Annotated in this window: 22 protein-coding genes and 4 pseudogenes; 11 read left to right on the top strand and 15 right to left on the bottom strand. The window is 63.7% G+C overall.

The genetic code is table 11. The features are described from left to right. Nucleotides 1-106 precede the first annotated feature (106 nt). Complete coding sequence (gatA, locus tag A4G99_RS11535; protein WP_066143569.1) at nucleotides 107-1372, bottom strand: Asp-tRNA(Asn)/Glu-tRNA(Gln) amidotransferase subunit GatA; 1266 nt, start codon at nucleotides 1370-1372, stop codon at nucleotides 107-109. Beyond that, nucleotides 1369-1647: an Asp-tRNA(Asn)/Glu-tRNA(Gln) amidotransferase subunit GatC gene (gatC, locus tag A4G99_RS11530; RefSeq protein WP_066143567.1), complete on the bottom strand. Its 279-nt coding sequence runs from the start codon at nucleotides 1645-1647 to the stop codon at nucleotides 1369-1371. Before gatC ends, gatA begins: the two co-directional genes overlap by 4 nt. Before the next feature lie 264 nt (nucleotides 1648-1911). Here gatC and A4G99_RS11525 point away from each other — a divergent pair. Next, a pseudogene (locus A4G99_RS11525) lies at nucleotides 1912-2885 on the top strand (transcription initiation factor IIB family protein). Nucleotides 2886-2965: 80 nt separating this feature from the next. Here the strand turns inward: A4G99_RS11525 and A4G99_RS11520 are convergent. From A4G99_RS11520 to thsA, 3 genes are all read right to left on the bottom strand, one after another. Next, nucleotides 2966-3235: a hypothetical protein gene (locus tag A4G99_RS11520; RefSeq protein WP_066143565.1), complete on the bottom strand. Its 270-nt coding sequence runs from the start codon at nucleotides 3233-3235 to the stop codon at nucleotides 2966-2968. 40 nt (nucleotides 3236-3275) lie between these two features. Continuing rightward, entirely contained in the window at nucleotides 3276-3539 is a 264-nt protein-coding gene (locus A4G99_RS11515) for a hypothetical protein (protein WP_066143562.1), read from the bottom strand. Nucleotides 3540-3675: 136 nt separating this feature from the next. After that, complete coding sequence (gene thsA / locus A4G99_RS11510) at nucleotides 3676-5238, bottom strand: thermosome subunit alpha (protein WP_066143560.1); 1563 nt, start codon at nucleotides 5236-5238, stop codon at nucleotides 3676-3678. Between the two features lie 147 nt (nucleotides 5239-5385). Here thsA and A4G99_RS11505 point away from each other — a divergent pair, with 147 nt between their 5' ends. Beyond that, a complete protein-coding gene (locus A4G99_RS11505; protein WP_066143554.1) occupies nucleotides 5386-6225 on the top strand; it encodes an amidohydrolase family protein in 840 nt (279 codons plus the stop codon). A 56-nt stretch (nucleotides 6226-6281) separates the two neighbouring features. Here A4G99_RS11505 and A4G99_RS11500 read toward each other — a convergent pair whose 3' ends face one another. Then, nucleotides 6282-7205: a glycosyltransferase family 2 protein gene (locus A4G99_RS11500; RefSeq protein WP_066143551.1), complete on the bottom strand. Its 924-nt coding sequence runs from the start codon at nucleotides 7203-7205 to the stop codon at nucleotides 6282-6284. Nucleotides 7206-7287: 82 nt separating this feature from the next. Further along, a complete protein-coding gene (locus tag A4G99_RS11495) occupies nucleotides 7288-7995 on the bottom strand; it encodes a class I SAM-dependent methyltransferase (protein ID WP_066143550.1) in 708 nt (235 codons plus the stop codon). A 166-nt stretch (nucleotides 7996-8161) separates the two neighbouring features. Here A4G99_RS11495 and A4G99_RS25935 point away from each other — a divergent pair, with 166 nt between their 5' ends. Beyond that, on the top strand, nucleotides 8162-8320 hold the full coding sequence (locus tag A4G99_RS25935; RefSeq protein ID WP_190303746.1) for a hypothetical protein: 159 nt from the start codon (nucleotides 8162-8164) through the stop codon (nucleotides 8318-8320). 18 nt (nucleotides 8321-8338) lie between these two features. Here the strand turns inward: A4G99_RS25935 and A4G99_RS11485 are convergent, their stop codons facing one another. Beyond that, nucleotides 8339-8737: a PPOX class F420-dependent oxidoreductase gene (locus A4G99_RS11485; protein WP_066143545.1), complete on the bottom strand. Its 399-nt coding sequence runs from the start codon at nucleotides 8735-8737 to the stop codon at nucleotides 8339-8341. Nucleotides 8738-8883: 146 nt separating this feature from the next. Here A4G99_RS11485 and A4G99_RS11480 point away from each other — a divergent pair, with 146 nt between their 5' ends. The 4 genes from A4G99_RS11480 to A4G99_RS11465 all read left to right on the top strand — a co-directional run bounded on the left by A4G99_RS11480 (nucleotide 8884) and on the right by A4G99_RS11465 (nucleotide 11421). Beyond that, entirely contained in the window at nucleotides 8884-9135 is a 252-nt protein-coding gene (locus A4G99_RS11480) for a helix-turn-helix domain-containing protein (protein ID WP_066143541.1), read from the top strand. 106 nt (nucleotides 9136-9241) lie between these two features. Beyond that, nucleotides 9242-9991, top strand: coding sequence for an MBL fold metallo-hydrolase (locus A4G99_RS11475; RefSeq protein ID WP_066143539.1), 750 nt, complete (start codon nucleotides 9242-9244; stop codon nucleotides 9989-9991). 49 nt (nucleotides 9992-10040) lie between these two features. Further along, nucleotides 10041-10682: a YkgJ family cysteine cluster protein gene (locus tag A4G99_RS11470; protein WP_066143536.1), complete on the top strand. Its 642-nt coding sequence runs from the start codon at nucleotides 10041-10043 to the stop codon at nucleotides 10680-10682. A 307-nt stretch (nucleotides 10683-10989) separates the two neighbouring features. Next, complete coding sequence (locus A4G99_RS11465) at nucleotides 10990-11421, top strand: TRAM domain-containing protein (RefSeq protein WP_066143533.1); 432 nt, start codon at nucleotides 10990-10992, stop codon at nucleotides 11419-11421. Nucleotides 11422-11767: 346 nt separating this feature from the next. Here A4G99_RS11465 and A4G99_RS11460 read toward each other — a convergent pair whose 3' ends face one another. Next, complete coding sequence (locus A4G99_RS11460) at nucleotides 11768-13495, bottom strand: radical SAM protein (protein ID WP_066143530.1); 1728 nt, start codon at nucleotides 13493-13495, stop codon at nucleotides 11768-11770. 1006 nt (nucleotides 13496-14501) lie between these two features. Here A4G99_RS11460 and A4G99_RS25930 point away from each other — a divergent pair. Both A4G99_RS25930 and A4G99_RS11455 read left to right on the top strand, forming a co-directional pair. Then, nucleotides 14502-14660 (top strand): hypothetical protein, encoded by a 159-nt coding sequence (locus tag A4G99_RS25930; protein ID WP_190303745.1) that lies wholly within the window; start codon nucleotides 14502-14504, stop codon nucleotides 14658-14660. Beyond that, a pseudogene (locus A4G99_RS11455) lies at nucleotides 14657-15031 on the top strand (Hsp20/alpha crystallin family protein); the annotation flags it as partial. The gene A4G99_RS25930 and the pseudogene A4G99_RS11455, both read left to right, overlap by 4 nt. 4 nt (nucleotides 15032-15035) lie before the next feature. On the opposite strand, the gene A4G99_RS11450 reads toward A4G99_RS11455, so the two are convergent. From A4G99_RS11450 to A4G99_RS11435, 4 genes and pseudogenes are all read right to left on the bottom strand, one after another. Next, complete coding sequence (locus A4G99_RS11450) at nucleotides 15036-16220, bottom strand: FAD-binding oxidoreductase (protein ID WP_066143524.1); 1185 nt, start codon at nucleotides 16218-16220, stop codon at nucleotides 15036-15038. Then, nucleotides 16217-16981 carry a creatininase family protein gene (locus A4G99_RS11445; RefSeq protein WP_066143521.1) on the bottom strand — a complete coding sequence of 255 codons (765 nt, stop codon included), beginning with the start codon at nucleotides 16979-16981 and terminating at the stop codon, nucleotides 16217-16219. Before A4G99_RS11445 ends, A4G99_RS11450 begins: the two co-directional genes overlap by 4 nt. Nucleotides 16982-17066: 85 nt before the next feature. Beyond that, nucleotides 17067-17851, bottom strand: a pseudogene (locus A4G99_RS11440) (luciferase). A gap of 126 nt (nucleotides 17852-17977) precedes the next feature. Beyond that, nucleotides 17978-19492: a flippase gene (locus A4G99_RS11435; RefSeq protein ID WP_066143518.1), complete on the bottom strand. Its 1515-nt coding sequence runs from the start codon at nucleotides 19490-19492 to the stop codon at nucleotides 17978-17980. Between the two features lie 278 nt (nucleotides 19493-19770). On the opposite strand from A4G99_RS11435, the gene A4G99_RS11430 reads away from it, so the two are divergent. Then, complete coding sequence (locus A4G99_RS11430; protein WP_223301839.1) at nucleotides 19771-21003, top strand: hypothetical protein; 1233 nt, start codon at nucleotides 19771-19773, stop codon at nucleotides 21001-21003. Nucleotides 21004-21190: 187 nt separating this feature from the next. After that, the gene (locus A4G99_RS11425) at nucleotides 21191-22441 is read left to right on the top strand and encodes a glycosyltransferase family 4 protein (RefSeq protein WP_066143515.1); all 1251 of its coding nucleotides are present in this window, start codon (nucleotides 21191-21193) and stop codon (nucleotides 22439-22441) included. A 49-nt stretch (nucleotides 22442-22490) separates the two neighbouring features. On the opposite strand, the pseudogene A4G99_RS11420 reads toward A4G99_RS11425, so the two are convergent. Together A4G99_RS11420 and A4G99_RS11415 are read right to left on the bottom strand one after the other, a co-directional pair. Then, nucleotides 22491-23200 (bottom strand): annotated as a pseudogene (locus tag A4G99_RS11420) (TOBE domain-containing protein). A gap of 29 nt (nucleotides 23201-23229) precedes the next feature. Continuing rightward, the gene (locus A4G99_RS11415; RefSeq protein WP_066143512.1) at nucleotides 23230-24243 is read right to left on the bottom strand and encodes a M48 family metalloprotease; all 1014 of its coding nucleotides are present in this window, start codon (nucleotides 24241-24243) and stop codon (nucleotides 23230-23232) included. Nucleotides 24244-24280: the final 37 nt, after the last annotated feature.

Genomic DNA, 24280 nt, shown 5'->3' with positions numbered 1-24280 from the left:
CCGGTGAAACTGGACACGTGTCAACGGGTTTATAAACGATTTCTCTCCTCGATTATCGTCTTCCGAACCGGCGTGACTGTCCCCCGAAAAAACCCGAACCGATTCGTTACTCCAACGCGCTTCCGGCCCGGATCACGCGCTGTTCGCCGAATTTCGGCCCGATGAACTGCACGCCGACGGGGAGACCGTCGGTTTCTCCCGCCGGGACGGAAATCGCGGGGAGATTGGCGAGGTTGACGGGGACGGTGTTCGCGTCCGCGAGGTACATCTGGAGCGGGTCGTCCAGACTCTCGCCGAGTTCGAACGGCGGCGTCGGCATCGTCGGACTGGCGAGCACGTCCACGTCCTCGAAGGCGTCGTCGAAATCGCCCTTGAGCCACGAGCGGGCGTCCTGTGCCTTCTTGTAGTACTTGTCGTGATACCCGGCCGAGAGGGCGTAGGTGCCGAGCAGGATGCGTCGTTTCACCTCGTCGCCGAACGACTCCTCGCGCGTCTCGGCGAAGGTTTCGTTCCAGTTGCCGTCGTAGCCGCCGGACTCGCCGTACCGAACCCCGTCGTACCGGGCGAGGTTCGAGGAGGCTTCGGACATGGCGATGACGTAGTAGGCTTCGACGGCGTGTTCGATCGATGGGAGGGACACTTCGTGGACCGTCGCTCCCTGCGATTCGAGTTCGTCCATGGCGTCCCAGAAGCGGGAAACGACGCCCTCGTCCGCACCCTCCACGAGTTCGGTCGGGACGCCGATGTCGAGGCCGTCCACGTCGCCGTCCGCGGCGCTCGCGTAGTCGGCGTCCGCGCCTTCCTCGCGGGTCGTCGCATCGTGGTCGTCCGGTCCGGCGATGACGTCGAGCAGGGAAGCGGCCTCCTCGACCGTCGGTGCGATTGGACCGACCTGCTCCAAGCTATTCGCGTAGGCGACGAGTCCGTACCGCGAGACGAGTCCGTAGGTCGGCTTGATGCCGACCACGCCACAGAACGCGGCGGGGCAACGGATGGAGCCACCCGTGTCCGTCCCGAGCGAGAGGTCGGCCTCACCGGCCGCGACGGCGGCCGCACTGCCACCGGAGGAGCCACCTGCGACGTGACCCTCCGCGACCGGGTTTTCCGTCGGGCCGAAGGCCGACGTTTCGGTCGTGGTTCCCATCCCGAACTCGTCCATGTTGGCCTTGCCGACGATGGTCGCCCCGGCGTCCTTCAACCGCGTGACGACGGTTGCGTCGTAGGGCGGGACGTACTCCTCCAACATGGCCGACCCGCAGGTCGTCCGGATTCCTTTCGTACTTATGTTGTCCTTGACGGCGACGGTTTTTCCGGCGAGCGGGCCGTCGTCCGCACCGTCGATAGTTTCCTCGGTGATGAATATGTCGCTCATGAGACGTTGGGTCCTTTGAAGTAGCCGTCTTCGGTCTCCGGTGCGTTTTCCAGCGCATCGGCCTGGTCGAGGCTGGTTCGAACCTCGTCCTCGCGCATGACGTTGACGAGGTCGTCCTCGCGTTCGACCTCGGGTACCTCGTCCAGCGTTTCGAAGTAACCCAGAATATCCGCGAACTGTTCGGCAAATCGCTCGGCTTCCTCGTCGGAAACCCCGACGCGGGCCAACCGTGCGACGTACCGAACCTCGTCCGGTCCGGGAGGCGTGTCGCTCATGTGTTCATGAACCCTCGGACGAGCGGTAAGGGTTTCGATACTCACTGCCGAATGGCTGATAAAGAAGGCCATCAGCGGAGTCGTGCGAGAAAATCGAATACTGCATTCTTCCCGTGCCATATCCGATAAAACACCAGTTTACGCCCCGGGAAAATGGGCGTTTTTGCCACTGGAGTTAAGACGGTGGAGGTCCTATAAGATATGTCTATCGATTCTCTCACTCTCGTAGTGCACCATCGACCCTCTCTCTCCTGATAGTACGCCATGACTGATACACGTACCCGACCGACTGACGAAACCGAAACCACCGGTGAGCAAACCAAAACGCGAGCCGACGAGCAACAACGATGTCCCGAGTGTGGTGGCCCGCTCGTCACCGACGAAGAGCGCGGTGAGCGGGTGTGTGACGACTGCGGTCTCGTCGTCGAGGAAGACGCCGTGGACCGCGGGCCGGAGTGGCGCGCCTTCGACGCGAGCGAACGCGAGCAGAAATCCCGCGTCGTGCACCGACGACGAACATGATGCACGACAAGGGGCTCTCGACCAACATCGACTGGCGGGACCGGGACGCCTACGGCAACTCGCTGGGCTCCCGCCAGCGCGAGAAGATGCAGCGACTCCGCAAGTGGAACGAGCGCTTCCGCACCCGCGACAGCAAGGAGCGCAACCTGAAACAGGCGCTCGGCGAAATCGACCGCATGGCGAGTTCGCTCGGCCTCCCCGACACCGTTCGTGAGACCGCGAGCGTCATCTACCGCCGTGCGCTGGACGAGGACCTCCTGCCGGGGCGTTCCATCGAAGGCGTCGCAACCGGCGCGTTGTACGCCGCCGCCCGGCAGGCGCGCACCCCGCGCAGTTTGGACGAGTTGACGGCCGTCTCACGCGTCGAGAAGGACGAAATCGCCCGAACGTATCGCTACATCGCCCGCGAACTCGGCCTCGAAATCGAACCCGCCGACCCGAAGAGCTACGTCCCACGGTTCGCGTCCGAACTCGATCTCTCGGACGAGACCGAACGACGTGCCCGCTCGTTGCTCGACACGGCGACGAAGAAGGGTCTCCACAGCGGGAAATCACCCGTCGGACTCGCGGCCGCCGCCGTGTACGCCGCCGCGCTCCTGACCAACGAGAAGGTGACACAGAGCGAGGTCAGCGACGTCGCGAACATCAGCGAAGTCACCATCCGAAACCGCTACCACGAACTGCTCGACGCCGAGGAAGGGACGATAGCACCCTGAACGGGCGAAAAAGGACGACTTTTGTGCTGACCGCCGACCGCGGCTACCGACTACATTATTCGCAGTTACCGACTACGTTGTTATCGGTCGTTCCACGCTTCGGCCAGCGACGGCCAGTAGGCGAAGAGGACGAGTCCGAACCAGAGGACGGCGAAGATGATAGCACCGCTCATCGTCGTCGTGGCGTAGTCGAGGAGCGACGCCGTCTGACCCGTCGGCGAGAACGTGTCGAAGATGACGTAGAGCGCGAAGAGGGCTGGGGCGCTCGCCAGCAGAATCGTTGCCGCAACGGCCAGCAGTTCGCCGGTCGTCCCGTCGGAGGACGAGCGCGAACGTGTTTCGGTTGCCATATCGGGTGCAAGTCGGCGGACTGGAATAATCTTTTTCCTCTCACGTTACGCGGTCGGTGTCGTACTGCGAGACGTACGAAACCAGCGCGAACAGGACGACGAGAACCACCGTCGTGAGCGCCATGCCGAACAGGGCCATCGAGGTGGGACTCATCTCGAACAGCGAGACGCCGAACAACCGCAGTATTTTGTGTCTGTTTTGACCGGTCGCACCGACCGTGAGTCCGATACCGCCCGAGACGAGAACGATCGTTACGGCAGTGGCGAGAAAGATTCGACGGCTCGAAAGGGTACGCTCGCTCATCGACGAAGATTGACACCCAGTCGGGTTAGGGCTTGCTACTTCGAACGGTCAAAACGGTTCCACAACCGTTCGAAGCGCGGCTGTGGGCACTCTCGTCCGTTCGTGGCGACAAAAAAGATCGCGATCAGGCGGTCGCTTACTCGGCGGCGATGACGTCGTCGATGCGGACGATCATCGTCGCGGATTCGGTGGCGCTCTCGATGGCTTCGCTCTTGACGGCGGCGGGGTCGATGACGCCCTTCTCGACGGGGTCGGCGATTTCGCCGGTCTCGCCGGAAGAGATGATGCCTGCGCGGCCTTCCTCGGCGTCGTTCGCCGCACGGAGGTCGACGAGGGCGTCGATGGGGTCCATGCCGGTGTTCTCCGCGAGGGTTCGCGGGAGCATTTCGATGGCGTCGGCGAACGCTTCGACGGCGAGTTGCTGGCGGCCTTCGATGCCCGCGGCGTCGTCGCGGACGCGGCCCGCGATGTTGATCTCGGTCGCACCGGCACCGGGGACGACGCTCTCGGTTTCGACGGCGTTGGCGACGACGTCGAGGGCGTCCTCGATGGCGCGCTCGACTTCGTCGACGACGTGTTCCGTTCCGCCGCGGACGAAGACGGTGACGGACTGTGCCTCGTCGGCACCTTCGACGAAGACGAGGTCCTCGTCGCCGTACTTCTCGACGCGGATGGTGTCGGCGTGGCCGAGGTCGTCGTCGTCGATGTCGTCCGGTTTACCCGTGCGCTTGCCGCCCGTGGACTGGGCGATGGCGCTCGTCATGTCGTCGTCGACGTCCTCGAAGGCGAGGATGCCGTGCTCGGCGAGGTACGAGGCCGTGCGGTCGTCGATGGAGGAGTGCGAGAAGACGACGTCGACACCGGCGTCGGCGATGGAATCGGCGAGGTCGCGGAGCTGGTTGTCCTCGGCGTCCATCGCGGCGGTGAGCTGTTCGACGTTGTCGACGGAGTACTCGGCGTCGAGTTCCGTTTCGCGAACGCCGAAGGTGCCGTCGGTGGCGAGGATGGTCGCGTCCTCGACCGAGCGCGGCATGTTCTTGTGTGCGGGTTCGGCGTCGGCGACGATTCCCTCGACGAGTTCCGTCCCGCTGGAACTGCCGCCAACCTGCGTCAGCACGCGGATTTCGTCGCGGTCGAGTCCGTCGTCGGTTTCGACGCCGCGGACCGCGTTGACGACGACGTCCGCGAGTCGCTCGGTCGTGATGTCGCCGGTGCCCTTGCCGGTCATGCTGGATTCGGCGACCTGCTTCAGGAGGTCGTCGTCGATGTCGACGTCGAGCGAGAGGTCCTCGACGGCCTCGATGGCGATGTCACGAGCGCGGGCGTAGCCCTCCACGATGGTCGTGGCGTGGACGTCCTGTTCGAGGAGGTTCTCGGCCTTCGCGAGGAGTTCCCCGGCGAGGACTGCCGCCGTGGTCGTCCCGTCGCCGACTTCGTCCTCCTGTGTCTGGGAGACTTCGACGATCATCTGTGCGGCGGGATGCTCGATGTCCATCGAGTCGAGAATCGTGACCCCGTCGTTCGTGATGACGACGTCGCCGTCGTCGGAGACGAGCATTTTGTCCATCCCGCGCGGGCCGAGCGTGGTGCGTACGGCCTCGCTGACCGCTTTCCCGGCCGTGATGTTGGAGGATTGAGCGTCCCGACCTTGTGTCCGTTCCGTGCCCTCGCTGAGGATGAACATCGGTCGTCCGCCCATGCGTCGCTGTCCGAATCCTGATTCTGACATACGTATAACGAATGATTGATGTTCTATATAAATCTTTTTACTCGGTTTACTGGACGGGACGCAGTTACACGAATCGACCGATAGATACAAACCCGATTGCCATCGAGGAATTTTCAGATGCTAGAACTGGAGCACCGGTTTCGAGTGGTGGACGTTCACGCCCGTCTCCCGGTCGAGGAGTCGGTTACGGCGCGCGGGCGTGCTATCTCGCCCGACAAATTGGAGCGCGAGTTCCACCAGGCGGGTGTCGTGAACGCCATCGTCTTCCCCGGTCCCGTCCAGGAGGGTTCGAGCTATCTCCGAGCGAACAACGCCGTCGCTCGGCGAAGCGTCGAGCGCCCGTTTTTTACGTTCGCCAGGATCAACGGTCCCCGCGACCCCGACGGGAGCGCCACGGCGCGCTTCCGAAACTTCCGTACGCACCGAAAGGACTGGCACACCTCCCCCGAAGACGTCGAGCAGTACGCCTACGACGACCGGTTCCACGGGTTCAAACTCGACCCGACCCACGACGGCCTTCCGGACGACGACGTCCTCGACCGACTCGAAGACGTGGACCTTCCCGTCCTCGTCACCGCGGGCGACGGATTCCCCCCGGAAACCGCCGCGACGACCCTCCTCGACCGCTCGTTCCCCGTGGTTCTCTCGCACTTCGGCGGCTTTCCGCTGAACCGTGATCTGATGGAGGACGCCATCGACCTGCTCGACTCGCACGACGACTGTTATCTGGACACGAGTTTCGTCCGCTACCGCGAGCAGATGGAACGCGCCGTCATGGAGCATCCCGACCGCGTCCTCTTCGGCAGCGGTGCCCCCCACGCCCATCCGAACGTCGCCGTCATGGAGATACTCACCCTCGACGTGCCCGAAGATGCCATGCGAAAGGTGTTCACCAACAATCCCTGTCGCGTCGTCGAGCGCTCGCGCCGGACGAATGATCGTTCGCTAACGGGGTAAGTTCGATTTCCGGGTAAAATCGGTCCCGACGTTCGTTCTGTCTGGTCGTCGAACTGCTATTCCATCTCGGGTTCGACCTCGCGCCAATCGTAGCGTTCGACGGCGCGGTCGGCGCGGTCGGACAACCCGTTCGGGTTGCGCGTCTCGTCCCGGTCCCGGAGGCGGGCGACGAGGCCGTCTTTGGAACCTTTGGCGATTCCCTTGGCGACTTCCTTGCCGCAACTGGCCCAGAGGGACGGACGGGTATCGCCGGAGGCGACGTTCCCTCCGGCCGTCCGTGCGTCGCGGACGGCGTCGTGGATGGTCCGTCTGAACACGGTCAGTCGCGGCCCGTAGTTTTTGACCATCCGGTAGGAGAGCGAGCGGTATTTCGTCGCCCAATCGCGTTCGACACCCTTCTCGTCGGAGTCCTCGCGGCGCACGGCCACTTCCGGAGCCCACGTGATGGAGCGTTCCAATCCCGCGAGGCGGTGGGCACAATCGCGCGCGCCGCCGGTTTCGAGCGCCTCGTCGAAGCCGTCCACGGCCTCGATGCCGTCACGGGTAAACGCGACGTTTACGCCCGAAAAGTAGGTCACGTCCCGGCCCGCTATCGTTCGCGTTTCGATCGTCTCGGTCGTCATCCCCGCCCGAACCATCCGATGGACGGGACCCGTGACCACGTCCGCGCCGTCCGCGATGGCGTTCCGGATGCCGTCGTACCACGACTCCTCGACGGCGACCTCCTCGCCGAGGAACGCGATAACTTCGCCGGTGGCTTCGGCGAGGCCCGCGTTGCGCGCGACGTTCAGGTTTCGGTCGGAAATCTCGACGAGCGCGCTCACGTCGTCGCGCTCGCACACCATTCCCGTGGTTCCGTCCGTGGAGGGACCGTTTACCACGACGACCTCGGCGTCGGGGACGTATCGGGCGACCGCGTCGAGGGCGTCGCTCAGCGGTTCACGACCGTTGAGCGTCGGAACGACCACGGACAAGTCCATATCCGCTTTTCAGATACCGAGTACGTAAAAGCAATTCGGCACGTCGTTGTCAACACTCGCCGAAAAACGGATCAGTTTCGGACTACTCGACGCTCGTGTTCCAGTAGGAAACGGACGCGAGGTGGTCTCCGACAGCCGTTTCGCCTATCGTGGTGTCCATGTCCCGGATGCGCGTCGCGATGGCGTCGGGAATCTTCCGGTAGAAACCGTAGGGGAGGATCCAATCGTGTTCGGAGTCCACCAACGAGAGGCCGGTTTCCCCGAGGAGTTTCTGCACGTCGTCCAGCGAGTACAACCGCGAACCCATCGGCAACAGCCAGTTGTAGAGGCTTCGGGTGCTCGGTCCGGCGAACGTGTCGAAAAAGACCTGATCCTTCGAGACACGGCACATCTCGCTCAGGAACGAGGCTGGCGTGTTCGCGAGATGGAAAAACCGCATGGCGAACACGGTGTCGAAGTGGTCGTCCGGGAACGGGAGCCGGGCGGCGTCGCCGCGCATGAACTCCAGATGATCGGCGACCCCCGTGTTCCGCGCTTTGTGACGGCCCTGTTGGAGCATCGCCGCCGAGATATCGAGTCCGACGATGTCCGCGCCCCGTTCGGCGAGCATGACGGTAAACCGGCCGGTACCGCAGGCTATTTCGAGGACGCGCTTCCCCTCGACCGGGCCGATAGCGTCGAGAACTGCTTGCTTCTCGCGGCGGTCGATGAGTCGGCCGCCACGGGAGAATCGCTTCTCTTCGTATTCCTCGGCCACCTCCGTAGCCTGATACCACTCCTGTCCCTTCACACTTTCTTCGTCCGAACAACCTCACCCGAGGGATAAAACGGTACTGGATGTGGATAGCGGGGCGGGGTTCACACTCACGGGATCCCTTTCCTGCGGCGGACGACCTGACAGCACCCGTAGAGGAACGATTTTGGACGTCGGGCGCGTACTTCCTTCGGGGTTTCCGATGACGACCTGTAATCACTGTGGTGGCGACTTCACCGCCGCGGACCTCGTACGCCACGAATACGAAACCATGATCATCGTCCACTGTCCGGACTGTGGCTGTGTCCTCGGCCAGTACAACCGTCACGGCGGACCGCCGAAGACCGACCGCCAGCAGTAGGTAGAGTGGGTGGGCAGATCATCCGCCGGTCACGACTCGATCGGGGCGAATCCGGATAATGACGCGGGCACCCTCCTCCTGATCGAGGTTCGGATACTCGTCTTGGCCCATGTACCGTTTGGTGAGTTCGTTGGCGTGTTCGACCGCGCCGTCCTCCGTGACCGCCTCGACTTCGCCGCGAACCGAAACGAATCGGTACGGGTCGTCCGGATCGAGGATGGAGAGTCCGACCTTCGGATTCCGCCTGACGTTTCGTTCCTTCTGTCGGCCTTCCGCGGTGTTCACGAGGAGGTAATCGCCGTCGTATCCCACCCAAACGGGCGTCACCTGCGGCGTTCCGTCCGGCATGACGGTGGCGAAGTTGGCGAACGCTTTCCTCTCGAACAGGTCTCGAAACTCCTCGGGTATCGATTCCATACCTATCTCACGTCGTGAAGAACGGTGTAGTTTCTCCCCAACTTATCATGGAATTTAAATGTGATATAATGACGTTTAAGGTGTCGATATTGTATGTACACACCTATAGCCAACGTTTACCACCTTCCCCCGGTCGCATGCTATATATGAGCACGACTGTACCAGAACCAGCAGGTGAATTTCGTGAACGACTCCGTGAACTACCCCCCAGCGCCAAACTCGTCGCCAAGGTACTGGAAACCGAAGAACCGCTGACGCAGGGCGAACTCGCGGAGGAATCGCTGCTTCCGGACCGAACCGTCCGCTACGCCCTGACCCGTCTCGAAGAGCAGGACCTCATCGTCTCGCGCCACAGTTTCCGCGACGCGCGAAAGCAGGTCTACCTCCTCAACAACTAAAACGACGCCTCCCTGGGTTTTCTCGCCGATATTCGGCCCTCGTTTTTCCTGACGAGCGACGTCCACGAACGGGAAGCCTTTCCCGGCCGCGTCCTACTTCCCTCGCATGAACCCGATTCCCGTGCCGACCGAGACGCTGGCACCACATGGGGCGACAAACGCATACGTCGTCGGTGGCGTCCTCATCGACCCGGCAGGGCGAACCGAGGAACTCGACCGGGTCGTGGACGGGACGAATATCACCGACATCGTTCTCACTCACACCCATCCCGACCACGTCGGCGGGGTCGCCCACTACGCCGAAGTTTGTGACGCGACGGTATGGGCACGGTACGGACACGAAGAACGGTTCGCTGACGCGACTGGAACCGACCCCGACCGGACGTTTCGGGAAGGAACGAAAGTCGGCCCACTGACCGTCATCGAAACGTCGGGCCACGCCCCGGACCACGTCGCGTTCGCCACCGACGAGGGGGTCGTTTCGGGCGACCTCGCCGTCGCGGAGGGAAGCGTCGTCGTCGCGGCCGGGGAAGGGGACCTTCGCGCCTACCTCACGTCGCTCCGGCGACTGTACGCAAAGAATCCGACGGCGCTCTATCCGGGTCACGGACCAGTCATCGAGGACTCACGAGCGACGATTCGACGACTCATCGACCACCGACTGCGCCGTGAAGGGCGCGTTCTCGATGCGGTCCGCGGCGGTGCCCGAACGCTCCCCGAGGTTACGGACGCGGCATACGACAAGGACGTCTCCGCTGTCCGGGAGTTCGCGGAGCGAACCGTGGCCGCCCATCTGGAAAAGCTGGCGGTCGAGGGGAAGGTGGCGTGGGACGGCGAACGCGCGGTGCCGAACTGAGTCTGCCGACACCCACAACGATTTTCATTCCACAAACGAACCGTTCCCCGTGGAAACTCTCGAAGCCGAATTGGAACGAGCGAACTCGCTCGACACGGCCGACCTCGCCGATGCAATCGAGGACATCGGATTCGAGTGTACGCGCTGTGGTGCCTGCTGTACGAGCGAAGCGGACGACCCCCACACCGCCACCGTCTTCCCCGACGAAGTGCGCGAGCTACAGGCGGCGACGGAGTACGACTTTCGGGATGTGGCCCGCCCCATGCCGTTCGGGTTGACGGCGGACGGCGACGGCGAGACGTTCGAATGGGCGCTCCAAACCGATGACTGCGGCGACTGCCGATTCTACGAGGACGGTATCGGCGCGTGTTCGGTGCATCCTGACCGTCCGCTCATCTGTCAAACGTACCCCTTCAGCGTGGCGCTCGGCGGGACGAGCCAACCGATGGGCGACCCCGTGGACGAGTCCGGCATGGTCCGCGCCCACGAGTGCGAAGGCCTCGGCCGGGACATCGACAGGGAACACGCGGAGGAACTTGCGGAGACGCTCAAGAAACGCGCCGTCCGCGAACTCGAAGAGGCAATCGGTGTGCGCGACAACTACGAACCCGCGGACCCCGCCCCCGGAGAGACCGTCGTCTACGACTCCGAAGGCGCGAAAAACCCCGACGGGACGACGTACGGCAAGTGATCTTCTCACGGCGTAGTGATCTTCTCACGGCGAGTGGACGGCGCGAGCACCGCCCACGAGCGAGAGGCCGGTGACACGGCTGCCGAAATCAACGAACCGGACGATTACCTGTCCCTGGCGCTTCTATCGAAGGATTTCCGGTTTTTCGGAAGGGGGATGATGCAAGCTACTGGTTCGGACGTTTTCACGAAAGTAGGCCCAAACCCGCGCCAATCGTGTGGATTTCGGCTTCTAACGGCAGCAAACGGTGGCGTTCGATAATTCTTTAATGGTTGACTACTTGGTTTCACGTGGAGGTCTACGAGCCTTGGAAATCTCTGATAAACTCCTGTGTCTGTTCAGCGGTGATGTTACTCTCAACGGCGACGAATACGTTGTCTCGATACCACGTCGCGAAATCGATACGGGTTCGGTCGAACCGGGAGAAACCTACCGTGTCGCGCTAATCTCGCGAGAAACGGAAGAGGAATCGGACGAAGAACAAGAAACGACCGCGACTTCGACGCAACCGAGTACGGGCAGTTCCGTCTCGTCGGAACCACAGCCACCCGTCGAAGCCGGTGAAATCCGCTACGTCGAAGTCGAAGACATCGGCAAACAGGGAGATGGCATCGCCCGCGTCGAACGCGGGTACGTCATCATCGTTCCCGGCGCGGAGATCGGCGAACGCGTGAAGGTCGAAATCACGGAAGTGAAATCGAACTTCGCCGTCGGCGAAATCATCGAGGAAGAGTTCTAACGAACCACCTTTTTATTGCGAGGGTCGCTCTGCGATCCTCGATAAAAATCTGGACCAAAAGCACGGCGTTACCCCCTCCGGGGGTTCCTTGGCCCGGAAAATCTTCGATTTTCCGGAGAGTGTACTAGCGGCTAGTGGCTGGCCGAGAATGGCGATTGCTGGCGGTTAAATCGGCTTCTGATAGCTGACAGGTGTGTCGATAGCCGCTTCTGGCGGTTGTGACAATTTCACTTCTGGCGATTGTGCCGATGACAGTTACTGGCGGTCCTGTCACCGGCCTCTCGCTCGTGGGCGGCGCTCGCGCCGCTCACTCGCCGAAAAATCGTCGTCGCTGAAAAATCCTTTTTCAGTCCGCGTTTCTGGACACCGGTCTCCCGGCGAACTTGCTCAAATCCACGTCCACCGTCTCGGCGAGGTCGTCCGGCGTCTCGTACGGCCGGTTGACGATGACGTTTCCGGCGCGCTGTTTGCCGAGGCCGGGAATCGCGGTGAGTTCGTCCATCGACGCGCTGTTCACGTCGAGCGGATACGGAACGCCCGTGACGGAGCGATAGCCGTGGTCCACGACGGCGACGTCCATCGTTCGTCCGAGTTCGCGTTCCCCCGGAATCCCGACGAGGAGCGGGTAGGTGCCGAGTTGTCGCCCGAAGGTCCGACCGTCCTGATGGTATTCGAGGTGGACGTTGGGCAGGACTGTTCCCGGCGGGGTGACTCGCTGGAGCATCGGATTGTCGATTTCCTCCCTGACCTCGCTCTTGTACTGCTTGAACAGTCGCTTGTGGTCGTCCGCGATTTGGGTCCCCACGGAGTTCATCTCGGTCCCCGAGAACGCCATCACCTGCCGGATGTTCACCCGGCGGAGCATCAGCCCCTCGTCGTACACCCGCCCGAGGAACTCGCGGTTGTGGTCGAACGTCTCCTTCCGCTCGCCTTTCAACCCGTGGAGCAGGTTGATTCCCGGCAGGAGCTTCGGAAGGCGGTTCGCCGCGTCGGGGCCGTGCGTCGGGGCCGCTTCCGAACTCTCGCCTGGCCGCCATCCCGCCTCCTCGTTGACGATTTTCACCGCTCGGAAACACTCCTCGGCGGAGACGTTCAGGTTGTTCTGCTCCTGCACCACGGGGTCGGCCGATTCCAGTCCGAACGCGGCGGTGTCGCCCGGCGTGTTGTGCTCGGCGATGACCCGAATGCCCTCGCGGGACAGTTCGGGCCACTCCACGATGGTGATGGGATTCATGTTGTCGAGGTGGAGCGTGCCGAGGTCCGGCGCGACCGCCCGAATCCCGCCGTACAACTCCCGAAGCGCGTCCGGGTTGGGCTTCTCGCCGTTTCCGCCGTAGGCGAGGATGTCGGCCTGTCGGCCCAGTCGGAAGTGCCGGACGCCGCGGTTCGAGAGGCCGTCAACCTCCGCGATCACGGACTCGGGTTCGCGGAACGCCGGGTTGCCGTACAGCGGTTCCGTGCAGAACGAGCATCTGTAGGGACACCCCCGCGAGGTCTCCATCTCGCAGATGAGGTAGTCCGGATGGTTCGGGTGCTGTTCGACGACGAACGCGCCCGCTTCCGCCCAGCGGTCGATTTCCTCGTTGTCGCGCATCCGGTTGTTGAAACCCTCCAGACCGCTCTCCACGAGGTCCGCGGCGGCGGCTTCCACGTCGCCCTTCGCCACGAAGTCGAAGTCGAGGTCGTCGCGCTCGGTCTGGGTTCCGCCCGCGTTCTCGTCGCCGACGCCGAACTTGACGGGGCCGCCCATCAGACTCGTGCCGTCGGCGGTCCACGCCATCTTCCGCACCTCGTCCGGTTCGGCGGGCGTCCCGCCGACGTACTTGCCGGGCACCGTCATCCCGCCGATGTAGACGAACAGGTCGGCGTCGGCCACGTCGGCCCACTTCGAGTTGTCCTCTCGGAGTTCGTCGATGGTGTGGTACGTAATCTGCTCTTCCGGCACTCCCGCGTCCACCAGCGCCCCGGCGGTGTAGCGCGGGTACGTCGAGATGTACGGCGGCACGCCGAAGTGAGCCGGTTCGTCGACGTAGCCGTCCACGAGCGTCACGTCGAGAGTCGCGGGGTCAGTCATTACCCGCTTTTGTGACTGGGCGGATAAAACGGTGACTACGTCGAACGCAGCGACGGGACGGCTCCAACTCTGGTAAGAACGTAGCAGCAACTGCGATGAATACCCAGAAAGCTCCCGCCCGCTACGAAACGACTCTAATTCCGGTGCGAACACAGCTACTGAGAAGACAACCCAGAAAGCCCCCGCCCGTTCGCGGCCGCACCAACGCCTCCCCAGCCGATTCCTTCGCTCGTTACACTCGCTCACTCATCCCTCGCACGATTCTGACGAGACGGCTCGGATGAGCGCTAGCTCGCGGGCGTCGCCAGACCCTGTCTGGCTGCCTGCCGAGCGTTGCTCGGCAGCGTTGCCGCTCGTTTCGAGGTTTCTGTGAAACCTCGCTATCCTCGCCATCTCGTCAGCGCGCGCCACTCGGTTGGACGGGGCGGGTGCGATATTGACCAGCCAACCGGCGTGCGAAGGCGCACGGCAGTGCGCCCGCGCGAGGGACGAGCGACTGGAGGGAGCGAGGAGGTTGGGGAGGCTCGTGGTACGGTGCGGAGGCGGAGCGGTAGGGATAGGGATGAAAGGGGCCGCCCGCTCGCGTTTACTGTGGTCGTCTCAGTGAACCCTCCCGGAGGAGTTCTCGTGAGCGACAGAGGAGCGAACGAGAGCAGGCAAGAGCTTTTCTCTTGCCAAGGCACGAAGTGCCGACGGAGAGATGTCACTGAGCGGGTCACGCGAACGAATGTGAGTGTGACCACGGAAGTCGCAGCCCGCGAACGAATGTGAGCCGGAACGTCTTCCGGTGCCGCGAGCGGGCGGGGGCTTTCGAGGTAGTGTTCTCAGTAGTGTGCTCTCTCGATGAAGTCAGAAACAACTCGTAGCGAGCAGGTGGGGGCTTTCGAGGTGATCTTCTCAGTAACTCCAATCACACAACCAAAACCAACCACAACTCGTACTCCCCGAACCACCAATCCTAGCCGAAGTCCGCGCGTTTATTTCCGTTCGGTACGTATCCACGCGTATGCCTGCGACGCTTGAGGTCAAGTGTACGGACGACGACTGCGAGATGGACATGTTCGAGATGCACTACACCTACGATATGCCGGACGACGTGGGAGTGGACGACTTCCAGTGCCCGTACTGCGGCGAAACCGATTGCCTCGAAGCCATCGAACTATGACGCTCCGCGACCTCGGGCGCTCGACCGTGACGGCCGTCGCATCGAAGGTCGGCCGTGCCGCGAGCAAGGTACAGGAATCACGTCCCATCCCGGCCGACCTGCTCGAAAGCGAGGACGCCTACCTCGTCGTGTTCGACGCGGCAGGTGCGACGGGAAGCGACGTGCAAGTCCGATTCGTCGAGGACTCCGTCCTCGTTCGGATCGACCGCTTCCGCGACTTCCACGAGGGGTTCGACATGGTGTTCCCCGGTCGCGGGATGTCGCTCGACGGGGAGGTCGAACTCCCGTCCGACGCGAAGGTCGATGCGAACGAAGCGACGGCGACGCTGACCGACTCGGGAACGCTCCGCGTGACCGTACCGAAGTCCGAATAACCTACTCGACGGCCATTCCTTCCACGATTTCGAACTCCTCGTCGCCAGCGAAGCGTGTCGGGTCGAACTCCGGGACGCCGCCCTCGCCGAGCACGTCCTTCGCGATGGCTTCACCGAGCGCCGGGGAGCGCATGAACCCGTGGCCCTGCCAGCCAGCGGCGACGTAGCAGTTCGGTCGGAGTTCGCCGAGCAACGGGTCGTAGTCTGGCGTCGCGGTGCAGAGCCCCGCCCACGCGCGTTCGACGGTCGGTTCCGACGCCGGTTCGAATTCCGTCTTCGGTTCGGATTCCGTGTCCGATTCGAAATCGAGCCGATGGGAGAGCCGTTCCTCCATCGCGGCGACGAACGCGTCGTCGCTTTCGTGTTTCCAATCGGTGGGGTCGCTCTCGACCTCTTCCGTCCCGTCCCCGGCCAGAAGCCCCTCGGGGTGTGGCCGTAGGTAGTAGCCCTCGGTGGCGTCGTACAGCATCGGCGTGTCGGCGTCGAACTCGCAGGTGAGCGCCTGCACGCGGTACGGTTTGAGCGCGACGGGGATTCCCGCCTCCGCGAACACGCGTTTCGTGTGCGATCCGGCCGCGACGACGATGGCGTCGAACGATTCGCCGGAAGCGTCGCCGTCGGCCAGCGGAACGATTCGAGGGTCGTCCGCCCCCTCGTCCCCAAGTCGAATCCGAATCGGCGTCTCGGTTCGAATCTCCGCGCCCTCCGTCTCCGCTTCCGCCGCCATCATCCTGGCGTAGCTTCCGGGGTCGGTGCATCCGGTGTTGCGGGCGATTGCGGCGATGCCGACGTCCTCGACGTTCACCGCCGGAAACCGTTCTTTCAGTTCCGAGGCGTGGATGAACGCGACGTCGCGTCCCTGTTCGCGCATTCGAGGCACCTGCTCGCGGATCGCAGCGGCGCGCTTCTCGTCGCCGGTGCGGGCGAACCAGACGTACGGCGTCTCCACGAACTCGAATCCCCCTGTTCCGGAAAACTCGCGGAAGCGCTCTATCGCGCGGCTTCCGATACGGGCGTCCTCCGGGGCGGCGAAGGCGTCGTAGAGCACGCCCGCCGCCCGCGAGGTGCTCTCCCCTTCGTTCGGAATTTCGCCCGCCTCGAACAGCGTCACGTCGGTACCGCGCACAGCGAGGTCGTGGGCCGCCGTCAGGCCGACCGCACCGCCGCCGACGATGCCGACCTTCATCGGTGCTCCTGTGGCCACAGATCCGCGATATCCCGTTCGGCGAGCCATTGGACCAACGCGGCGAGTTCGTCGCTCGAACTCGTGAGCAATCGTTCGCCCGCCTCGCGCGATCCGCGCGTCGGGTGCCCGACGACGCCGCTTTCGGAGAAGTCGGCCGTATCGAACCCGATGTTGGCTCCGTGAACGTCCTCGCCCCACACGTCGTTCGCGCCCGCCTCGGCCGCTTCGAGCGCGGCCTCGCGGACGAGTTCCTCGGCGACTTCGAGGAGCATGCTCGTCTCGATTTCGTCGGCGTGCGTGATTCCCATCCCGAACTCGTCTTCGAGCACGTCGTCGATACCGCTCCACCAGTTCCACGGGACGGCGTAGGCGACTTCCGCGCGTCGGACGCGGCGCGCGACCCGGCGGAGCGCGCCGTCGTTGCCCCCGTGCCCGTTCACGATGACGACCTTCCGCACGCCGTGGCTGGCGATGCTGGAGACGATGTCCGAGACGTAGTTCTCGAACGTCGTCGGGTCGGTCCACAGGGTCCCGTCGAACTGGCGGTGGTGTTCGCTGACCCCGACCGGAATCGTCGGGAGGACGGCGACGTCGTCGCGGTCGGCGAGTTCCCCCGCGACCGCCTGTGCCGCCATGAAATCGGTTCCTAATGGGAGGGCTGGCCCGTGTTGTTCGACGCTTCCCGTCGGGAGTAATGCGACGTCCACGTCGGCGAGCGCGTCGCCCGCGGTGGTCGTCGTGTGTTCTGCAAGTCGGCTCATGACGGTTTGTATTGCAGCCGTGGTATTTGAAACTGGGTGTCGCGGCGATGGGAGAAAAAACGGACGTACGGGACGATTTCGGCCGTTATCGACCGAGGAACGAGTCGAGTCCGCGGGCGGGATACCCGACCACGAGGTCCACCCCGGCCGTCTTCAGTTCCTCGACCCGTTCGCCGATTTCCCGTTCGGTTCCGACGAGCGCGAAATCACGGCTCGCCGCCGATAGGACGCGCCGCGCGCGGCCGTCGGCGCTGGCATCCGCCGGTGCGTCGTCCGGGAGCGCCCGTGCCACGGGTCGTCGTCGGGAGACGTACGCCCCGACCGAATCGAGGATCGTGTCCTCGTCGTCCGTGAGGACGGTCGGGGCGTACACCGCGACCGTTCCCTCGAATCCGGCCGAGCGAAGCGCTCGAACGTCCCGGTCGGTCGAGCGCGACAGCAGTTCGAACTGCGTCGCGCCCGTGGCGGTGGCGATTCGTTCGATCCCTTCGGTGCCGACCCACGCGTCGGGCGACCGCTCCAGCGCCGCGCCGAGGCGCGCGCGACCGCACGCCGTTTCTCCTCGTCGTCGAGATACGCGGCGTGTCCGGCGACGAACACCGTCCCGACCCCTTCGGGGAGTCGGTCGAACAGCGAATCGTCGCCGAGGGGGTCGAACCCGTCGGCCCGGATCGGAACCGTCATCAGGACGTTCTTTGCCGCCGCCAGTTCGCGGAGCACCGCCTCGTCGGGGAGGTGCTCGCGCCCTTCGTAGTCGATGGTGATCGTCTCGAACGGCAAGTCGTGCGCTCGCCGCACGTCACACTCTGCGGGTTTCAGTGCGGCGGCGTCGAGTCCCGTGCGGGCGAGGGCGTGGCTACTGGTCAGCATCGATACCTCCGGTAATCAGAATGAGTTGGCTACTGTTCTCGCGGAACGCGATCAATCGTCTGTGCGACCATGGTCTCCGTAACGTCACGGGGATAAAAAGGCTGTCGGCAACGGCAACGATTCGAGTCAGGGAACGTAGCGCTCGATGGTGGGCATCTCGATGCCGAGTGCGCCCTCGACGAACTCGATGAGCGCGCCGTCCTCCGGTTGGAGTCCCCCGGCGAGGACGACGGCGACGAGTCCGAGGAGGCCGGTGCAGACCAGAAAGACGGGCAGCGTCACGAGCGTCAACGTCACCCAGCGGGACGCGCCCAGGGCGACCGGGAAGAGGACGAGCGGAAGGACGACGTACGTCCGGTTCGTGGACGAGGCGAACGGCGTGATGTCGCATTTCGACCAGAGCACGAGGTTGAGCGCGAGGTTTCGGACGACGTACGCCCCTGAGGAGGCGACGGCGGCACCGACGATGCCGTACGTCGGAATGAGGAGGAGGTTGGCGACGAAGTTGAGCGCGAGCGTCAGAATATCGACCCCCAGAATCGCTTTCGTGTGACCGAGCGCGGCGAGCGTCGTCCGGTTCCGTCCCGCCGCCGCGCTGGTGAAAAACCCGACCGAGAGGATTGCGAGCGCGATACCGCCGCCCGTGTACCCCGACCCGAAGAAGATCGAGAGGGTATCGTCCGGGAAGACGGTGAACACCAGAAACGCGGGGAAGGTGAGGACGTAAATCCACTTCGTCGTGATGCGGTAGATGCTCGTCACCTCGTCGCGCTCGCCGTCGGCGTCGAGTCTGGACGTGAGCGGCAGGTAGAGATACCCGAACGAGGAGATGACCATGAGGAGGCTGTTCGCCAGCGGGTAGGCGGCGTTGTAGACCCCGACTTCGTTCGAGGTGCGAAACTGGGCGAGCATGATGGTGTCCATCCGCGTGAGCAGGATCGAGAGCACCATCGTCACGATGAGCGGGGCCGAGTAGGTCAGCAGTTCGCGGGTGTGCGTTCGCACGGGGCCGACGAGTCGGACGAGGCGGTTCGAGAGGAAGTAGACCACGACCACCGTGCAGAGCGTGGCGACGAGGTAGGCGTAGCCGATGGACGCGAGGTTCAACCCTCCCGCGACGAGCGCGACGAGCAGGAGGATTCGGAGACACGGGTAGAGAAGGTCCTTCGTGTACAGTTTGTAGCGCGTGTTCTCCATGCCGCGGAGCGCGCTCACGCCGACGGTTAGCCCCGTCGTGATCGGAATCGTGAGAATGAACAGGCGGAGCAGGTCGGTCGCGGCGCTCGTCTCGAACAGCGCGACCGTGATGTGGTCGATGTTCAGGTACAGGACGAGCGAGACGAGGACGCTGACGACGAGCGAGAAGCCCAGTCCGAACAGCCAGACGCCGCGCACGTCCCGGTCGTCGTCGTAGCGGGAGACGAATCGCGGAATCCCGTCGTTCAACCCGACGAGCGAGACGGTCGCCCCGATGGTCATGATGGCGAGTGCGATGGTCATCTCGCCGTAGAGTTGCGGCGAGAACCAGTGGGCGACGATGACGCGCTCGATCAGTCGACCGATGGACGCGACGATGACGCCGACGACGATGAGGACCGAACTCGACAGCAGTTTCGAGAGGTGGTTTTCACTCGTCGCCATTCCGGTAGTTCCGTGGATAAGCGTGGTGCTCGCGGCCTCGTTGCGTTCTCGAATTCACGGTGGGACAATCAAATCGGCCGAGTGGCTTTGTTATGGACGCCGTACGGCGGAGTAATCGCTCTCATCCGCCTCACCCGAACCCACACCGAAAGAGCCATGTGAACAACGATCATGATAATTCCAGCGAGTCATCGATTTCGTTGTTACTTTCAGATTAGTTGATATGTGTGGAACGACACCGAAAGAATATTAATCGATCTCTTTGCATTGAAGACCGCATGGCACGCGATTGCAGTACGACAAAAAACGATAGCGGAGCGGACGGCAGTTCGTTCGACCGCCGTTCGTATCTGAAACTGACCGGAACGGCCGCGGTTGCGGCCGCCGGTGCTGGCGCTGCGACCGGTCTCGGCGCGGCGAAGGAGTACGAGACGATCACGATTCCCGCGAACACGGCGAAGCAGTTCACCGTCGGGAGCGGCGAGACGTTCGAAAACAAACTCATCGACATCAGCGCGTCGGGCGCTGACGTTCGCATCATCGCGAGCGGATCCGACTGGACGATCCGCAACGTCGGTTTCAGCGGCGCGTCCGACGTGAGCGGTCCCCACCCGCCGGGGAAGAACCTCGGTGGCTACCCGAACCTCATCACGGCGTCGGGAACCGGGACCATCGAGCACGTCTACATGGGCGACGGCGTCTCCGGTGACATGATTCGCAAGGGCGCGATCGGAATTCCGGCGTCCTTCGCGGGTCACATCGACCTCACCGGCGTCACGATGAACGGCTGGACGGGCAACGCGATTTACGCGGGCGGCGCGGCCAAATCCAGCGGCGGCGGCGGGACGCTGGCGTTCGATGGCTGTCTCCTGAAGAACAACAACATCAGCCACCTTCGCGTGGCGACGGACGGCACGACGGTGAAGAATACCGTCATCTACAACACGAACGACGTTCCGCTCCACCCGATCAACGGCGGCGTCGTGAACTCCCGCGGCGTCTACGACGGCTACGGGACGACGAGCGACGTCGTCACGTTCGAGAACTGCGACATCGACTGCACCGACGCGGACACCAACGGCGGGGCCTCCGCGCTCGTCGCGGCGCACACGACGTTCGAGGTCACAGATTCGCAGATCAAAGGCAGCCTCATCGGCAACGTCGAGACGACGAACGTCGGCAGCAACCCGTCGCACGAAGCGCCGAAGGCCGCACCCACGACCGCGAAGCAGGCCGCAACCGGCGTGACGTCGTCCGGCGGAAGTTCGAAGACCGGCGGCAAGTCGAAGAAGAAGAACGCAAAGAAGGCCAAAAAGAGCAAGAAGGCAAAGCAGTCGAAAAAGAAGGCCAAGAAAGCTAAAAAGGCCAAGAAGGCGAAAAAACCGAGCGATCCGGCGATGAAGAAGGGGACGAAGAACGCGGCCGCCCCCGGTTCGCGTGACTTCTGTTTCACCTACAACGGCAAACAGTATTGTGTTGATTTCAGTCAACTTCACGCGCTGCTGGGTTGATACTGAGAGCGAACGTCGGAAACGTATTTTTGCGGTAGGTGGTCCGTACTACGACGACACCGCGTTCCTGTCGAAGCCGTAGCACTCGCCGTCTCTATTTTGTGGTCCCGATTGATTACGTGAACGACGCCCCCCGATTGGTTCCGACGACGCATAACAAAGTGTAATACCCCTGTAGCATCGGGAAATGAGCAGTGGTAATCGACCGTCCCAGCGTGTCGTCGGGAGTCCGGAGACGACGGCGGAACACGGCGACGCGCGTCGTCCCACCGACGCGCGAGCGGCGGAGTTGACCATCGGGATGTACTACCGGAAAGCGGGAACGCGGGACGCTGGCGGTGTCGTGATGTACGTGCAGGAACTCCTCGACGCGCTGTCGGAACACCAGTCGGCCTACCTCTACACGGAATCCGGGGAACTGACGTCGAAGATGCGCACGACGGACGCGGAAATCGTCCAACTGTCTGACCCCGCGTTCGACGCCGCAACTCGCGTGTTTCCCGCCATCACGGGAAAACTCGTTCCCCTGCTCGGCGCGATGCGCGACGGGACGATTGCGCGGATGAACGAAACCCTCGACGTGCTCGTGACACACCACTACTTAGAGGACATCGTCCTCTCGAACCTCCTCGACATCCCCGTGATTCGCGTGTACCACGGCTTCGAGCGGACGGGACTCGGGACGGCGGCCCACGGGATGCTGTCGGACAGCCACTCGGTCGTGAATTCGGTGCAGACGAACGCGGAGTTCGTCGAGCAACACGGCTACGAACCCGACGGCATCGTCTACCCGGGCGTCGATACTGACCTGTTTCACCCCGACGCGCCGCCCGCATTCGAGCGTGAAGAACCGACGGTGCTGTTCGTCGGTCGCTTCGTGGAATCGAAAGGCGTCTTCGACCTCATCGACGCGGTTGCAGCGGCCCGCGACGCCGGAACCGACGTTCACCTCTCCATCGTCGGTCGCGGGGACGAGGACGCAGTGGAGCGGCGAATCGAGGAGCACGAACTGGCGTCGTCGGTGTCCGTCCTCGGAGCGGTTCCACACGACGAACTCCCGGGTTACTACACCGCCGCGGACGTGGCCTGTTTGCCGTCCCACTACGAGAGTTTCGGCATGGTCAACATGGAGGCGCTGGCCTGCGGCACCCCCGTCGTCACCACGTCGGTCGACGGCGTCACGGAGTACGCCATCGACCGAGAAACCGCGTTGCTCGTCCCGCCGGAAACCCCCGAGGAGTTGGCGACGGCGATAGCGACGGCGGTTTCGTCGCCGGAGCTACGGGCGCGACTCTCGGAGCAAGGACGGGCCGTCGCGGAACGCTACTCGTGGAACCAGTCGGCGAAGCGTCTCGTGGACGTGTGTGCCGAAATCCTCGGACGGACCGACCGGGAGACCTTCGAACGAACCGACCGAGAAGTTCTCAACGCGGATTGACCGGGAAACCCTCGAACGAACCGACCGAGAAGTTCTCGACGCGGACCGATTATTCGGACCTCAACTCCACCGGAACCGCCCGCGTCGTCGTCGCCTTGAACGAGGCGACGACCGGCCGACCGGGTTCCAGTCCCAACCGCTCGACGCTGTTCATCGTGACGAGCGCGAGGAACGGCGTTTCGGCCCCGACGTCGACGGTGATGCGGGCGATTCGTTTCCCCTCTTCGACAGCCACAACCGTCCCGGAAAACTGGTTTCTGGCGCTCGTGTCGTCCCCCTGCGGCGCGGCGTCGGGACTGTAGAGGGTGATCACGTCGGAGCGGATGGGTACCTCCACGGCGTCGGCGTCGGCCGGGACGAGCGCCCGAACGACGCCGACGTCCGTCTCGACGAGACCGAACTCGCCGTCGCGTTCGGTGACGGTGCCGACGAGAACCGTCTCGTCCACGTCGGCGAGGCCGGACGTTCCGCCGTGAGTCGGCGGAATCGCTGGATGAGTCGCCGCGCCTCGTCGGTCAACGTGCTCCCCCCGCCGCTCGTCCCGCCGCGTTCGCGGCGGACGAGCGGTCCGAAACCGTCCTCCAGCGTCACGACTCGGCGCTGTGCGTGGGCGTACGACCGCCCGAGGGCGGTCGCCGCCGCGTTGAGCGAGCCGTGTTCGTCTATCGCCCGAAGCAGTTGCACGTCCCGTGCGTCGAACGTGACATCGCCGGAGACGAGTTGTGCGTCGAACGTCGCCCGTGGCGTCGCGTCGTCCATCGTCAGTACCTGTCGTACCGCTCGGTACATCAGTTCTCCGGGCTACCGGCGGACGATGCCCGTTCGAACTGCTCTTCGGCCTCACGAAGTCGTTCCAACCGCGTTTCGAGCGATGGGTGGGTTTCGAGCCACGGCGTGTCCGCGTCCGCCGAATCCGCTCCGTCCACGTCGGTCGCCATCGAGAGCGGGACGATGGCGCGTTCCGGCGGGATTTCGTAGGCGTCCCGCATGTCCGTCGGCGGGCGCGTCGCCGTCGCGTCGTACAGTTTCCGGAGCGCCAAGGCGAGTTCGCCCGCGTTTCCGGTGATCCGCACCGCGCCGCGGTCGGCGGCGAGTTCCCGATAGCGCGAGAGGAGCGCGAGCAGGACCCGTCCGACGAAACTGAAGACGGCCGAGAGCGCATACGAAAAGGCGAAGAACAGGCCGACGAGCGGATGGGCACCTCGCTCGGCGTCCAACGCCCAGTGTCTGTCCGCGTACTTTCGAACCCGCAGGGCGAGACGGAGGGGAAGCGACGCGAGGGTAACGACGAGGAAATCCCGGTGGCGAACGTGGGCGAACTCGTGTGCGAGCACGGCTTCGAGTTCGTCGGCCGAGAGCGTCTCCACGAGCGCCGTCGTCACGACGATGGTCGCGCTCTCGGGCGAATACCCGGTCGTGAACGCCGTCGGAACGTTCGAGGTCCGGCACTCGATGTCCGGTCGAGGGACCGACAGATGGCTGGCGATTTTCGTCGCGCGCGCCTCGACTTCCGGGGGGACTTCGACGACGACGGGTTCGTCGTCTCCGTCCTTCGGGAAGCCCGTCAAATCGCTGTTCGCGTAGCGTTCGATGACGTAGAAGCCGAGCACGCTCGATCCGCCCGCCAATCCCGCCATGATGAGGACGGCGGTCATCGTCGTTCCGGTAAAGAGCGCGACGAGGCGTGCCCCCGCCGTAACGATGAGCCAGAGCGTCGCCGGAATCGCAACCGCGAAGAGGACGACGAGACACAACGTGGCGACCATCCGAACCTGCAACCCTCGATCCGGTTTCCACTCCATACGATGACGTATGTTCTCAGCGATGATGAAATTTTTC

The organism is Haladaptatus sp. R4, from assembly GCF_001625445.1.
GTDB lineage: Archaea > Halobacteriota > Halobacteria > Halobacteriales > Haladaptataceae > Haladaptatus.
This window is presented reverse-complemented; position numbering and strand designations above follow the sequence as displayed.